This is a genomic window from Pseudoalteromonas prydzensis, assembly GCF_001661495.1.
Lineage (GTDB): Bacteria > Pseudomonadota > Gammaproteobacteria > Enterobacterales > Alteromonadaceae > Pseudoalteromonas > Pseudoalteromonas prydzensis.
In genome coordinates this window covers 301207-313965 of sequence record NZ_BDDT01000003.1, presented here as the reverse complement: position 1 = coordinate 313965, position 12759 = coordinate 301207, and the positions used below count along the sequence as shown (strand labels likewise).

Genomic DNA, 12759 nt, shown 5'->3' with positions numbered 1-12759 from the left:
GATAAGCGCTATGACAATTTTGAAATCAAGCGTTAATCCTCACGATCCACAGTTTTTACAAAATCATAAAAACATGGCGACTTTAGTGGATGATTTACGTAATAAAGTAAACGAGATCAGCCAAGGCGGTGGCGCTGCGTTAATCGAACGCCATCAAAGCCGTGGCAAAATGTTCGTGCGTGAGCGCATTAGCACTTTGCTTGATGAAGGCTCACCATTTTTAGAAATTTCACAATTTGCTGCCTTTGGTGTGTACGAACAAGCAATTCCATGCGCCGGTGTAGTTGCCGGTATTGGCCGTGTTAAAGGCGTTGAATGTATGATCATCGCCAATGACGCGACTGTTAAAGGGGGCACATACTTCCCACTGACAGTTAAAAAGCATTTACGCGCGCAAGATATTGCCGAGCGATGCCACCTACCTTGTATTTATTTAGTTGATTCAGGTGGTGCCAACCTGCCTGAACAAGATGATGTGTTTCCAGACAAACTGCATTTCGGGCGTATTTTTTATAACCAAGCGCGTATGTCTGGTAAAGGTATTCCACAAATTGCCGTAGTTATGGGTTTATGTACCGCAGGTGGTGCATATGTTCCTGCAATGGCCGATGAAAGTATTATCGTTAAAGAGCAAGGCACAATCTTTTTAGCCGGCCCGCCACTTGTAAAAGCAGCAACCGGTGAAGAAGTCACCGCAGAAGAACTCGGTGGCGCTGACGTGCACTGTAAAACATCTGGTGTTGCTGATCACTATGCTGAAAACGATGCTCATGCATTATCTATTGCCCGCCAATGTATTGAACGAATTAATTATCAACGCCCTACTTCTCCTTTACTTAGCCAAGAGCCAGTAAAAGCACCGCGTTATGACATTAACGAATTATACGGCATTGTTGGTACTGATCTGAAAAAGCCATTTGATGTGCGTGAAGTCATAGCCCGTACCGTGGATGACTCTTCATTTGATGAGTTTAAACGTTACTTTGGCGATACCTTAGTGACAGGTTTTGCAAAAATTTATGGTCACCCTGTTGGCATCGTTGCCAATAACGGCATTTTATTTAGTGAATCAGCGCAAAAAGGCGCACACTTTATTCAACTATGTGCCCAGCGCAAAATTCCACTGGTGTTTTTACAAAATATCACCGGCTTTATGGTGGGTAAAAAGTACGAAGCAGAAGGTATTGCTAAACACGGCGCTAAAATGGTGATGGCAGTATCCTGTGCTGATGTGCCTAAGTTTACCGTTCTTATAGGCGGCTCTTATGGCGCCGGTAACTATGGTATGTGTGGCCGTGCGTTTGAACCAACCATGATGTGGATGTGGCCAAATGCCCGCATTTCAGTGATGGGTGGTGAGCAAGCCGCAGGCGTGATGGCGCAAGTAAAACAAGATGGTTTAGCCCGTAAAGGCCAAACTATGACTGACGAGCAAATCAGTGAGTTTAAACAGCCTATAATCGATCAGTACGAGCAACAAGGCCACCCTTATTATGCCAGTGCACGGCTTTGGGATGATGGCATCATCGACCCTGCTGATACACGCAACGTACTTGGCCTAGCACTGAGTGCTGCAGCCAATGCACCACAACGTGATTCACAATTCGGCGTCTTTAGAATGTAAGGAATTGACCATGTCAGTAACACTACAAATAACTAAATCAAATGTGGCTGTACTCGTTTTAAGTCGCCCTGAAAAACGCAATGCCTTTAACGAGCAAGTAATTCAAGAGCTGATCCAATGCATCGAACACGCTAATAGCTTAGACGTACGAGCACTGGTATTAAGAACAGAAGGCGATCATTTTTCTGCTGGCGCTGATCTTAATTGGATGAAATCCATGGCAAATAATGATTTCAGTGAAAACCTCGCTGATTCAAAGCAACTTGCCAAGCTGATGCATGTATTAGCCACGAGCCCGCTTCCTACAATTTGTGCCGTACAAGGTGCCGCTTTTGGTGGTGCACTTGGCTTGATCGCTTGTTGCGATATTGCAATTTGCCAAGACAACGCACAGTTTTGTTTAAGCGAAGTCAAATTAGGGCTGATCCCTGCGGTCATCAGCCCTTATGTGATCCGTGCAATTGGCGAACGCGCCGCGCGTCGTTACTTTTTAACCGCTGAAATTTTTGATGCTCATACGGCGAAACAACTTGGCCTTATTCATCAAGTTACTGGCAAGTTAGAGTGTGCAGTTGATCAACTACTTGAAACCTTACTAGATAATGGCCCTGTAGCGGTACGCGCTGCGAAACAGTTAATTAACGATGTGGCAGGCCATGATATTAACGGTCAAATTATTAATTTAACCGCCGAGCGAATTGCAGAAATTCGCGTATCAGAAGAAGGCCAAGAAGGCTTAACTGCCTTTTTTGAAAAGCGCCCACCAAATTGGCAGAAATAGGGGTCACCATGAGCACACAATCATTGAAAAAAATTCTTATTGCTAACCGTGGTGAAATTGCCTGTCGGGTAATGCGCACTGCCAAGCAAATGGGTTTAACAACGGTCGCTGTCTATTCAGACGCCGATAAACACGCACAACACGTAAAATTAGCCGACGAAGCCTACCATATTGGCGCAGCACCGAGTAAAGACTCCTACTTAGTTGCAGATAAAATTCTTAAAGTAGCACTGGCTGCAGGTGTTGATTGTATTCACCCAGGCTATGGCTTTTTATCTGAAAATAGTGAATTTGCCAAAGCCTGTGAACAACACAACATTGCTTTTATTGGTCCACCAGCGTCGAGCATTGAAGCCATGGGTTCAAAAACCCGTGCGAAAGAGATCATGGCAGCGGCCAATGTACCATTGGTGCCAGGTTATTACGGCGATAAACAAGATCCAGAGTTTTTACACGCTGAAGCTGAAAAAATTGGCTACCCTGTGCTTATCAAAGCAGCATTTGGTGGTGGCGGTAAAGGCATGCGTATTGTCGAGCATGCAAAAGACTTTATCAGTGCCCTACAAGGCGCTCAGCGTGAAGCAATTGCAGGCTTTGGTAATGACTTAGTGCTACTTGAACGCTATGTAAATAAACCGCGCCACGTTGAAGTACAAGTATTTGCTGATAACCATGGTAACTGCGTGTATTTAGGTGACCGTGATTGTTCGTTACAACGTCGTCATCAAAAAGTAATTGAAGAAGCACCAGCTCCAGGCTTAAGCGACGCGTTACGCAAAGAAATGGGCGAAGCTGCGGTTCGTTGTGCTTTAGCAATTAATTATCGCGGTGCTGGTACGGTGGAGTTTTTATTGTGTGGCGATGAGTTCTTCTTTATGGAAATGAACACGCGTTTACAGGTAGAGCACCCAGTAACTGAAATGGTTACCGGCGTTGACTTAGTTAATTGGCAAATAAATATTGCCGCAGGTCAACCGCTTCCACTTGCGCAAACTGATATTCAATTACACGGCCATAGTTTTGAAGCGCGTATTTATGCTGAAGATCCAAGTAATGACTTTATTCCTTGCTCTGGCACCATTAATAGCTTGTATATACCAGCTCAATCAGAATATGTACGTATTGATACCGGTGTAATGCAAGGGGATGAAATTAGCCCGTTTTACGATCCGATGATCGCAAAACTTATTGTTCACGATGAAAACCGTGAACAAGCCTTAGCCCGTTTAAGTACTGCACTTGAGCAATTTCATTTAGCCGGATTTAGCTGTAACGTGAGCTTTTTACATACACTTGCTAATCACCCTACGTTTAAACAAGGCGCGCCTGATACCCACTTTATCGAAGAACAAGGTGAAGCCTTGATTGAAGTGGATAAAAAGCACCGAGATTTTAGCCAAGTTATTGCTGCATTTAGCTATTTATCTTCGCTTAAGCAACACGATAAATACTCAGCTTGGGATAACTTAACCGGTTTTAAACTTAACAGTGCAACTACCATTACAGTTCCATTTGTTGAACAGCAGATCACGGCGACAGCAACCGCTGATGGTTATATTATTCACGTTAATGAAGTTGACTATACAACCTCTGGCAACCTTGAAAATAACCACTGTAGTGTATTTATAAATGGCGAGAAACACACATCTCATGTAGCTATGCATGATAACACCATCACAGTGATGTATAAGGCGCTACAAAGCCGTTTTGACATTATTGATAAGCATTATGTCAGCGAACACGAAAGTGATGCACTGCCACTTGCAGCTCCGCTCAATGGTACTGTTGTGAAGCATTTAGTGGATGTAGGTAGCCAAATCACTAAAGGTGATGCCGTGGTGATCATTGAAGCGATGAAAATGGAATACACTCTTACCGCCCCACATGATGGCGTGCTGCAAAGTTATTGTTTTGCTGAAGGCGAATTAGTAAGTCATGGTGCGCTGTTGGCAATAGTCACCGATGAGAGTGCAGCTGATGAGTAATTCAAATCAATTACCAAGCAATGTGCGTATTGTTGAAGTCGGTGCACGTGATGGTTTACAAAACGAAAGTGCTGTAAGTACTCAAAGTAAGGTTACACTTATCAATGCACTCGCCGCTGCGGGTATTAAAGATATTGAAGCTGGTGCCTTTGTATCACCTAAATGGGTGCCGCAAATGGCCGATTCTAGCGAAGTAATTAGCGCACTTGAATTACCTGATTGCAATCTCACTGCCCTCACCCCAAATTTAAAGGGTGCAGAAGCCGCGCATGCTGTAGGTATTAAAGAATTTGCTATATTTACTGCAGCCAGTGAATCGTTTTGCCAAAAGAATATCAACTGCTCGATTGATGAAAGTATTGCACGTTTTACGGACGTCTTAGCGTTTGCCAAAGCACATAACATTAGAGTACGCGGATATGTAAGCTGCGTATTAGGTTGTCCGTACGAAGGTGATATTGACCCTCAGGCAGTGCTGGCGGTAACAGAAAAGTTATTAGCACTTGGCTGTTATGAAATTAGCCTTGGCGACACAATTGGTGTGGGTACTGCCAAAAAGGTCGATCAGCTACTAGACTTACTTCTAACTCATATTGATAAGTCATTGTTAGCTGTTCACTTTCACGACACTTATGGGCAAGCGCTCACAAATATTTACACCGCTTTAAAGCGAGGTATAGCAACGGTTGACAGTGCAGTTGCAGGCCTTGGTGGCTGCCCTTATGCCAAGGGGGCGTCAGGAAATGTTGCCACTGAGGATGTGGTTTACTTACTACAAGGGCTTGGCATTGAGCATGGAATTGATTTAGAAAGACTGGCTAAGGCTGGTTGGGCTATTTGTAGTGCATTAAACAAACAACCTGTAAGCAAGGTTTCCCTTGCCCTTAAAAATCAAGCTGCTGTGTAATAACAGCAGTTTTAAACATAATTATAAGGAGTGGGCCCATGGCCGGTTTCGATAAAGTGGTTTCGAGTTATGAAGCTGCAATGGAAGGTTTAAAAGATGGCGATACTATTATCGCTGGTGGCTTTGGTTTATGCGGTATCCCAGAGGGATTAATTGGCGAAATCAAACGTAAACAAACTAAAGATCTCACTGTGGTTTCAAATAACTGTGGTGTTGATGACTTTGGTTTAGGGATTTTATTACACGACAAACAAATTAAAAAAATCATTGCTTCGTATGTTGGTGAGAATGCCCTTTTTGAACAACAATTATTAAGCGGTGAAATAGACGTTGTATTAACTCCACAAGGTACCTTAGCTGAAAAAATGCGCGCTGGCGGTGCTGGCATTCCTGCGTTTTATACTGCGACAGGCTACGGCACACCGGTTGCTGAGGGTAAAGAAGTTAAAGAGTTTGCTGGCCGCCCGTATATTTTAGAGGAATCAATCACTGGCGAGTTTGCCATTGTAAAAGCGTGGAAAGCCGACCGTTACGGTAATTTAGTGTTTCGACACACGGCAATGAACTTCAACCCAATGGCTGCAACTGCGGGTAAAATTACCGTTGCTGAAGTTGAAGAAATTGTTGAACCAGGCGAACTTGAGCCAAGCCAAATTCATACCCCAGGTATTTTTGTTAATCGCGTTATCAAAGGCAGCTTTGAAAAACGCATTGAACGCGTCACCACCAGCGATTAGGAGCAACATCATGGCATTATCACGTGAACAAGTCGCAATGCGTGTTGCGCAAGAATTACAAGACGGTTACTACGTAAATTTGGGTATTGGTATTCCTACCCTCGTTGCTAACTATGTACCTGATGGTATTGAAGTCATGCTACAGTCTGAAAATGGCTTATTAGGCATGGGACCATACCCTACTAAAGCTGAGCTTGACGCCGATATGATCAACGCGGGTAAAGAAACCGTGACAGCAGCCACAGGTGCAGCCATATTTAATAGTGCAGATAGTTTTGCAATGATCCGCGGAGGTCATGTAGACTTAACAGTCTTAGGTGCATTTGAAGTTGACCAGCACGGCAACATCGCATCGTGGATGATCCCAAAGAAGCTTATAAAAGGCATGGGCGGCGCGATGGACCTTGTCGCTGGCGCTAAGAATATAATAGTTACTATGACTCATGCCAGTAAGCATGGTGACTCAAAATTACTCGAAAGTTGCTCTTTACCGTTAACTGGTGTTAACTGTGTAAAGAAAATAGTAACGGATTTAGCCGTGTTAGAAGTTAAAGACGGCGCATTTCATCTGCTAGAGCGCGCTCCTGGCGTATCTGTGGATGAAATCATAAGTAAAACGGCAGGAAAATTGCTCGTTAATGGTGACGTGCCAGAGATGGTGTTTTAATTTACCTCTCACTCACCTTGTACCGACCTCATTCCCAGTGCCAATGGCGCTGAGTTACCCAAAATCCCTCGCAAGAGGGATTTTTTTTCGCCATTAAACTGCACCAAATTACAGCAAAACATTTTTTTGTGCCCCATAACTGTGATTTGTACTACAATTGGATAACTCAGCTAGTTGTTGTAGACAAAAAGTCAAAGCACCGATTAACCTGATAACTAATATCACACAAATTAAATAACCCTAAATTGGTTGTTTTTTAATTATAAATGCAGAAAATAGCTATGTTGCAAACTAATTTTGCTAATGTCTCGCAAGTTGGGATAGTTATTGCTTTACTAACGTTATTGAGAATTACTAACATCGATTATGCAAACACCTATTAGAGGATTACGTTCATTTTGTTTTGCGGCAAGAACGTTAAGCTTTAAAGAAGCCGCTAACTTACTTTACCTTACGCCATCAGCTGTTAGTCACCAAATCAAGCAGCTAGAAGAGCAGTTAGGTATTGAGCTATTCGAACGCCAAACTCGCTCTATCAATTTAACCGCGGCGGGTAAAAACTTTTATGATTCGGTGTCACCGCTGATCAAAGCGCTTGAAAAAACCATCACTGAATTTAGTCAGTTGCAAGAGAATGTCACTATCAGTATTACTTTACCTGAGTTTTTTGCCAGTGAACTATTGATGCCAAAACTCAGTGAGTGGACCACCGAGCACCCGAAAACCAATTTACAACTTAATACCATGAAAACGCGTAAAGAATTGGCTATAAACAGTGATCTATCGATTGTACTGTCGTCATCAAAACCCCTTGAGGGCGTGGTTCATGAGCTGTTTTCGTTACAATATTCTCCGGCCTGTAATAAAGAAAATTGGCAACAATGGCATGAAAATCCCCTTGAAGCGTTACAGCAAGTGCCACTGATTTTACATAAAGCCCGTCCTTGGGCATGGCACCAATGGGCTGAACATGTAGGCCTTGATGACTTTTCACCAAAACAAATTATCCAAATCGATAGTATGTTTGGTGTTGCCCGCGCAGCCCAACAAGGCATGGGGATCGCACTTATCCCCTTACCTATTAGTCAAACTTGGTTTGATGAAAGCTGGCTATTTAACTTCACCGAAGAACCATTAGTGACTAAAGACAAGTATTACTTAGTCCAACATGATCCGAGTGAGACCAACGCCTCACTTGAACTATTTATAAAGTGGTTACTAGATACTTTTAAACACTTAAGTGATATTCATAAAATAAAACCCAGTGCATGACTGGGTTTTGATTTTGGGTAAACAAGCCGTGTTAGCTTTGCTTACGAGCCACAAACTCTAAAACAGTTGCATTTATACAATAACGATCCTGCCCTTTAGGGCCTTCACCTGGAAACAAATGCCCTAAATGAATACCTGACGATTTTGATTTTATTTCAATCCGCTGCATGCCATAACTGTTGTCATCATGCAGTGTAACTGTGCCTTTCACTGGATGCGTAAATGACAACCAGCCAGTACCCGATTTAAATCTGTCACGCGTGTCAAATAAAGGGACTCCACTGAGTTTATCAATAAAAATACCGTCGGGCGTATTTTTAAATATATCGTATTGCTTACAAAATGGGCTATCTGTACTGGCATTAAATGCCACCGAGTAAGCCTCACTATCACCTAATTTAAAAGCTCCCAGTGCTTTATAAAATTCAGTTGCTGACACATACCCTTGACGACCATAAATCTCTTTGCCATTTTCTAAAAACAAGATAGTGGGAGTTGCCCACGTTGGTGTTTTAATCGTTAAGCCATCAAGTTGATCAGCCTTACGATAGGTTAACGCAATACTGCCTTTGTACTCATTGCTAACATCCTTTTTAAACTTCTCACAATATGGGCAATAATCACGTGAATCAATCACAACAATCTGTTTTCCAACTAATAATGCCGTGTTATCGACTGCATCTTCGGTAACTTTTTCAAATACCACGCCCGTTGAGTGATCCGGGCAATAGCCATTTGGATTCTTAACTAAATAATCTTGATGGTATTCCTCTGCTGGAAAAAACTCAGTCAGCGGTTTAACGATAGTTTGAATTTCTCCAAACCCAGCTGCGGTTAGTTTACTTTGATATTGCGCTCGTAATTTTTCAACCACTTCTGCTTGCTCTGTAGTAGTGGTTAAAATAATTGAACGATATTGAGTGCCGATATCATTACCTTGGCGATTTTTTTGGGTTGGATCATGACTTTCAAAATAATTTTTCAGTAATGTTGCGGCGCTTATAATATTACTATTGTAAGTGACTTGAACGACTTCAGCATAATTGTTCTCATCGAAGCGACGTGATTGTTTAGTTATGTTGCGGTAAGTTGCTTTGAACCCTTTACCATCTGCATAACCAGATTCTGCATCGATCACACCAGCTAGTGCTTCATAGCGTTTTTCAGCGCCCCAAAAGCAGCCAGAGCCAAGCACAATAGTTTCTAAATGCATGGTGGCTTGCACATCACGGTCTGTTTCATTTTCAAGCGACAGCGCATAACTGGCCACGCTGAACAAAACGCTGCAAGTGGCTAATTTAAGCCAATTCATTGATGTCATCATTCCCCTACCTCACTCTATTAATTGCTTCATTTTAGTAGACCTTAGAGCAGATACTATTATTTCATTCGTTTGTATTATTTTATCGCTCATTATCGCAGCTTTACCGAATTCGACTTAACCTGTGAACCTAAGTAAGGTAAAAAGGCTTTTATTTAATTTAGGTTTAACAATGAAGACGCTTTTCAATCTATCGGCACTCACACTTGCTGTAACAATCAGTACGCAAACCACAGCCGCAGAGTTTAGTTTTACAAATAAAATTGATGATAACGCCAACGCATTAGTACTGTTTTATGCCCAAGATGGCAGTAATAAGCGGTTCAAATCCCTTAATAAAACACTAAATAACCAATTACAGCGTGCCATTGACAGTAATGACTTTAGTGGCAAATACGCCAGTGTTGTTGAAGTATTAGCCCCGTATAACAGTGACTTTAACCGTGTGCTTATCGTGGGCACAGGCAAGCAAGATAAACTTGATAAAGCGTTAATGAGTAAATTAGGTGGCAATATTCACGCACAATTACTTGCTAATAAAACAGCGACTGCAACCATCGCTAGCGACGAGTTGGCTGGTGTAAATAGTAATAGCGTATTAGCGGCTAACTTTGCTCATGGTGCGAACTTGCGTGACCACCGCTTTGAAAAATACAAACAAACACCAAATACTGAAACAATCAGCTATAGCTTTGATGTCGATAACATCAAACAAACAAAGCGTGAATACACACAGCTTGAAAGTATTCAGGCAGGCGTATTTCTAGCTCGCGACCTTACCTCAGAAGTTGCCACTGAAATGACCCCAGTGGATTTTGCTAATGCAGCTAAAGAGCTGGAGTCTTTAGGTGTTGAAATCACTATTTTAGAGCCACAGCAATTAAAAGAACTCGGTATGGGCGCACTTGAAGCCGTAGGCCGTGGTAGCCAGCAAGGTGCTCGTTTAGTGGTTGCGCATTACAAAGGTTCAAACGACACACCTATCGCGCTAGTCGGTAAAGGGATCACCTTTGATTCAGGCGGCTACAGTTTAAAAACTGGCGCATCGATAGCGCGTATGAAGTCAGATATGGCAGGCGCCGCAGCCGTACTTGGTACAGTTAAAGCTATGGCATTAGCAAAAGCAGATAAAAATGTAGTGGCTGTAATGGGCATGGCTGCCAACATGGTGTCGCAGTTTGCAGTCGCACCTGGCGATGTGGTGCGCACCGCTGAAGGCTTGAGTGTTGAAATTGTTAACACCGATGCGGAAGGTCGTTTAGTGCTAAGCGATGCTATGTGGTATGCCAGAGAATATTTCAAGCCACAAGTAATGATTGATGTTGCAACCCTTACCGGCTCTAAAATTAAAGCTGTAGGCAATGATTATGCAGGTGTTTTTTCAGATGATGACGAACTAGTTCAGCAACTAACTTTAGCTGGTAAACAAGTTAATGAAAATTTATGGCGCTTACCTTTAGGCTATAAAGACACATTATCATCGGATATTGCGGATCTTAAAAATTTAGGTTCAAGTGGCCCTGGCGCAACAACTGCAGCCAGTTTTTTACAACATTTTGCCGGTGATACCCGTTGGGTTCATATCGATATCGCAGGTAATGCGTTAGCGAGCAAAGGTAAGGATGAAATCTCAGCCGGCGGGACTGGCTATGGTGTTCGTCTATTAAGTGAGTGGCTGCTGAGCAACTAAGCTGTGTTATTACGCATAAGCAGATAGGTTAAGCTTATGCGTAAGTCCCCAGAAAATAACTTGAGTATTAAAATCCAGCAATCTAATCGCATTGCTGTAAACATTTAATACTGAGTGTGCTAGGTTGGAATGATTAAGAATTAATAAAATAATCAGCCATGAACTCACAAGCCCCCGTATCGATTTCAATACTCAGTAGCAATAGCCTGTTTTTGGATGCAACACACTTAAGCGAAGACAGCTTAATGACTCAAAAAAGGATCTGGGCATTGGTGAGCCAATGTAAAGAAAGTAACGCCTTTCTTGATATTGTACCAGCAATGAACTCGCTCACCGTTTACTTGCTAAATACCCATGAACTGGCTAAATGGCAAACTACCTTAGCAACCTGGTGGGACGAAATTGACGCACAACAATATCAAGGTGCACATCATAAAATACTCACTCATTATGGCGGTGAATATGGTCCTGATGTGGACTTTGTTGCTGATGCGCATGGCCTTACGCCAAAACAAGTGATTGAAAAACACAGCAGTGCTCATTATCAAGTTCTGTTTTTAGGGTTTCAACCAGGCTTTGTTTACTTGCATGGTTTAACCACCCAATTGCATACGCCTCGTAGGGCAAACCCACGTACACACGTTGCCAAAGGCTCTGTTGCAATCGGTGCAGGTCAAACTGGTATCTACCCTGCTGACTCTCCCGGCGGTTGGCATATAATTGGCCATACTGATTTTAGTTTATTTAACTGCCACGCTAATCCTCCTAGTGTTATTCAACCTGGCGATACTCTGCAATTTGTTTGTCTGGAGTCAACATCATGATCACAGTACTAAAACCCGGTTTATTAATGACTATTCAAGATAGAGGCCGTACTGGCTTTCGTCACTTAGGTGTTGCCCAATCGGGGGCAATAGACAGCTACGCGATGACCATAGCAAATCGTTTGCTCGATAACGATGATAACGACGCCGTTATTGAAATAACATTAGGGTTGGCGAAACTGCAATTTAATTGCGATAGCAGCATTGCCCTTATTGGCACAGACATGCAAGCTAAACTGGACGATACATCGATTTACCCCGGTTGGACTTACACAGTTAAACAAGGTCAAACTCTGACATTTGCTACAGCTAGAAACGGCTTTAGAGCCTATTTAGCGGTTAAAGGTGGCATAAATTGTGAGCGTGTAATGAACTCGCGGGCGACCGATTTAGCCGCAGGATTTGGTGGTACAACCGGCGCTGCGCTAAAAGAAAACGATACTATCCCTATTACGCCATACTCAAAAAGTTGGCCAAAGCTGGGGGCAATATCGCCACCAAAACGTAGCCTAATTCGTCTGCATCCAAGTATTCATACCCAGCTACTGAGCCAATCTACGCTCGACGAATTCTGTGCAAAAAGTTGGCAAGTGACCCCACAAAGTAACCGTATGGGAGTCAGGTTGCAGGCACACACTAATCAATTAGCACATTCTCATTCATTGCCGTCATTAGCGGTAAACCCAGGCTCAATACAATTGCCACCAAGTGGTGAACCTATTGTTTTGCTTAATGATGGCCAAACGACCGGTGGCTACCCATTACTTGGCACCGTAATTAGTGCCGATCTTTATCATTTTGCGCAGCTAAAACCGGGTGACAGTATTAACTTCTGCTATGTCGATTTAGCAACCGCAAATGCTGCACAAGCCAAGCTAAATGCGCACTTGCAGCAACTGGCTATTGCACTTAAAAATAAACATTAATGGCTAGGTTGTGAGTTAAATAACC

Annotated in this window: 11 protein-coding genes; 10 read left to right on the top strand and 1 reads right to left on the bottom strand. The window is 42.8% G+C overall.

Annotation, left to right across the window (positions count from 1 at the left end; translation table 11 throughout):
• Positions 1-10 precede the first annotated feature (10 nt).
• From A7968_RS08720 to A7968_RS08690, 7 genes are all read left to right on the top strand, one after another.
• Positions 11-1624 (top strand): carboxyl transferase domain-containing protein, encoded by a 1614-nt coding sequence (locus A7968_RS08720; protein ID WP_064666194.1) that lies wholly within the window; start codon positions 11-13, stop codon positions 1622-1624.
• A gap of 10 nt (positions 1625-1634) precedes the next feature.
• Positions 1635-2405 (top strand): enoyl-CoA hydratase/isomerase family protein, encoded by a 771-nt coding sequence (locus A7968_RS08715; protein WP_064666193.1) that lies wholly within the window; start codon positions 1635-1637, stop codon positions 2403-2405.
• Positions 2406-2413: 8 nt separating this feature from the next.
• Positions 2414-4390, top strand: a complete 1977-nt coding sequence (locus A7968_RS08710; protein WP_064666192.1) for an acetyl/propionyl/methylcrotonyl-CoA carboxylase subunit alpha — start codon at positions 2414-2416, stop codon at positions 4388-4390.
• Positions 4383-5297, top strand: a complete 915-nt coding sequence (locus tag A7968_RS08705) for a hydroxymethylglutaryl-CoA lyase (RefSeq protein WP_064666191.1) — start codon at positions 4383-4385, stop codon at positions 5295-5297. Before A7968_RS08710 ends, A7968_RS08705 begins: the two co-directional genes overlap by 8 nt.
• A 38-nt stretch (positions 5298-5335) precedes the next feature.
• Positions 5336-6034 carry a CoA transferase subunit A gene (locus tag A7968_RS08700; protein ID WP_064666190.1) on the top strand — a complete coding sequence of 233 codons (699 nt, stop codon included), beginning with the start codon at positions 5336-5338 and terminating at the stop codon, positions 6032-6034.
• A gap of 10 nt (positions 6035-6044) precedes the next feature.
• Positions 6045-6701 (top strand): CoA transferase subunit B, encoded by a 657-nt coding sequence (locus A7968_RS08695; protein ID WP_064666189.1) that lies wholly within the window; start codon positions 6045-6047, stop codon positions 6699-6701.
• A gap of 366 nt (positions 6702-7067) precedes the next feature.
• The gene (locus A7968_RS08690; protein ID WP_064666188.1) at positions 7068-7973 is read left to right on the top strand and encodes a LysR family transcriptional regulator; all 906 of its coding nucleotides are present in this window, start codon (positions 7068-7070) and stop codon (positions 7971-7973) included.
• A 31-nt stretch (positions 7974-8004) separates the two neighbouring features.
• On the opposite strand, the gene msrA is transcribed toward A7968_RS08690, so the two are convergent.
• Entirely contained in the window at positions 8005-9294 is a 1290-nt protein-coding gene (msrA, locus tag A7968_RS08685) for a peptide-methionine (S)-S-oxide reductase MsrA (RefSeq protein ID WP_064666187.1), read from the bottom strand.
• Between the two features lie 172 nt (positions 9295-9466).
• On the opposite strand from msrA, the gene A7968_RS08680 reads away from it, so the two are divergent.
• The 3 genes from A7968_RS08680 to A7968_RS08670 all read left to right on the top strand — a co-directional run bounded on the left by A7968_RS08680 (position 9467) and on the right by A7968_RS08670 (position 12734).
• Complete coding sequence (locus A7968_RS08680) at positions 9467-10984, top strand: leucyl aminopeptidase (RefSeq protein ID WP_064666186.1); 1518 nt, start codon at positions 9467-9469, stop codon at positions 10982-10984.
• A 158-nt stretch (positions 10985-11142) separates the two neighbouring features.
• Positions 11143-11808 carry a 5-oxoprolinase subunit PxpB gene (pxpB, locus tag A7968_RS08675; RefSeq protein ID WP_064666185.1) on the top strand — a complete coding sequence of 222 codons (666 nt, stop codon included), beginning with the start codon at positions 11143-11145 and terminating at the stop codon, positions 11806-11808.
• Entirely contained in the window at positions 11805-12734 is a 930-nt protein-coding gene (locus A7968_RS08670) for a 5-oxoprolinase subunit C family protein (RefSeq protein WP_064666184.1), read from the top strand. Before pxpB ends, A7968_RS08670 begins: the two co-directional genes overlap by 4 nt.
• The last annotated feature ends 25 nt before the right edge of the window (positions 12735-12759 follow it).

What these genes read in the sequence shown, in the direction of transcription:
- A7968_RS08690 (WP_064666188.1), top strand. Translation starts at nt 7,068, where the DNA reads ATGCAAACACCTATTAGAGGATTACGTTCATTTTGTTTTGCGGCAAGA.
- A7968_RS08705 (WP_064666191.1), top strand. Translation starts at nt 4,383, where the DNA reads ATGAGTAATTCAAATCAATTACCAAGCAATGTGCGTATTGTTGAAGTC.
- A7968_RS08670 (WP_064666184.1), top strand. Translation starts at nt 11,805, where the DNA reads ATGATCACAGTACTAAAACCCGGTTTATTAATGACTATTCAAGATAGA.
- msrA (WP_064666187.1), bottom strand. Translation starts at nt 9,294, where the DNA reads ATGACATCAATGAATTGGCTTAAATTAGCCACTTGCAGCGTTTTGTTC.
- A7968_RS08680 (WP_064666186.1), top strand. Translation starts at nt 9,467, where the DNA reads ATGAAGACGCTTTTCAATCTATCGGCACTCACACTTGCTGTAACAATC.
- pxpB (WP_064666185.1), top strand. Translation starts at nt 11,143, where the DNA reads ATGAACTCACAAGCCCCCGTATCGATTTCAATACTCAGTAGCAATAGC.
- A7968_RS08710 (WP_064666192.1), top strand. Translation starts at nt 2,414, where the DNA reads ATGAGCACACAATCATTGAAAAAAATTCTTATTGCTAACCGTGGTGAA.
- A7968_RS08720 (WP_064666194.1), top strand. Translation starts at nt 11, where the DNA reads ATGACAATTTTGAAATCAAGCGTTAATCCTCACGATCCACAGTTTTTA.
- A7968_RS08700 (WP_064666190.1), top strand. Translation starts at nt 5,336, where the DNA reads ATGGCCGGTTTCGATAAAGTGGTTTCGAGTTATGAAGCTGCAATGGAA.
- A7968_RS08695 (WP_064666189.1), top strand. Translation starts at nt 6,045, where the DNA reads ATGGCATTATCACGTGAACAAGTCGCAATGCGTGTTGCGCAAGAATTA.
- A7968_RS08715 (WP_064666193.1), top strand. Translation starts at nt 1,635, where the DNA reads ATGTCAGTAACACTACAAATAACTAAATCAAATGTGGCTGTACTCGTT.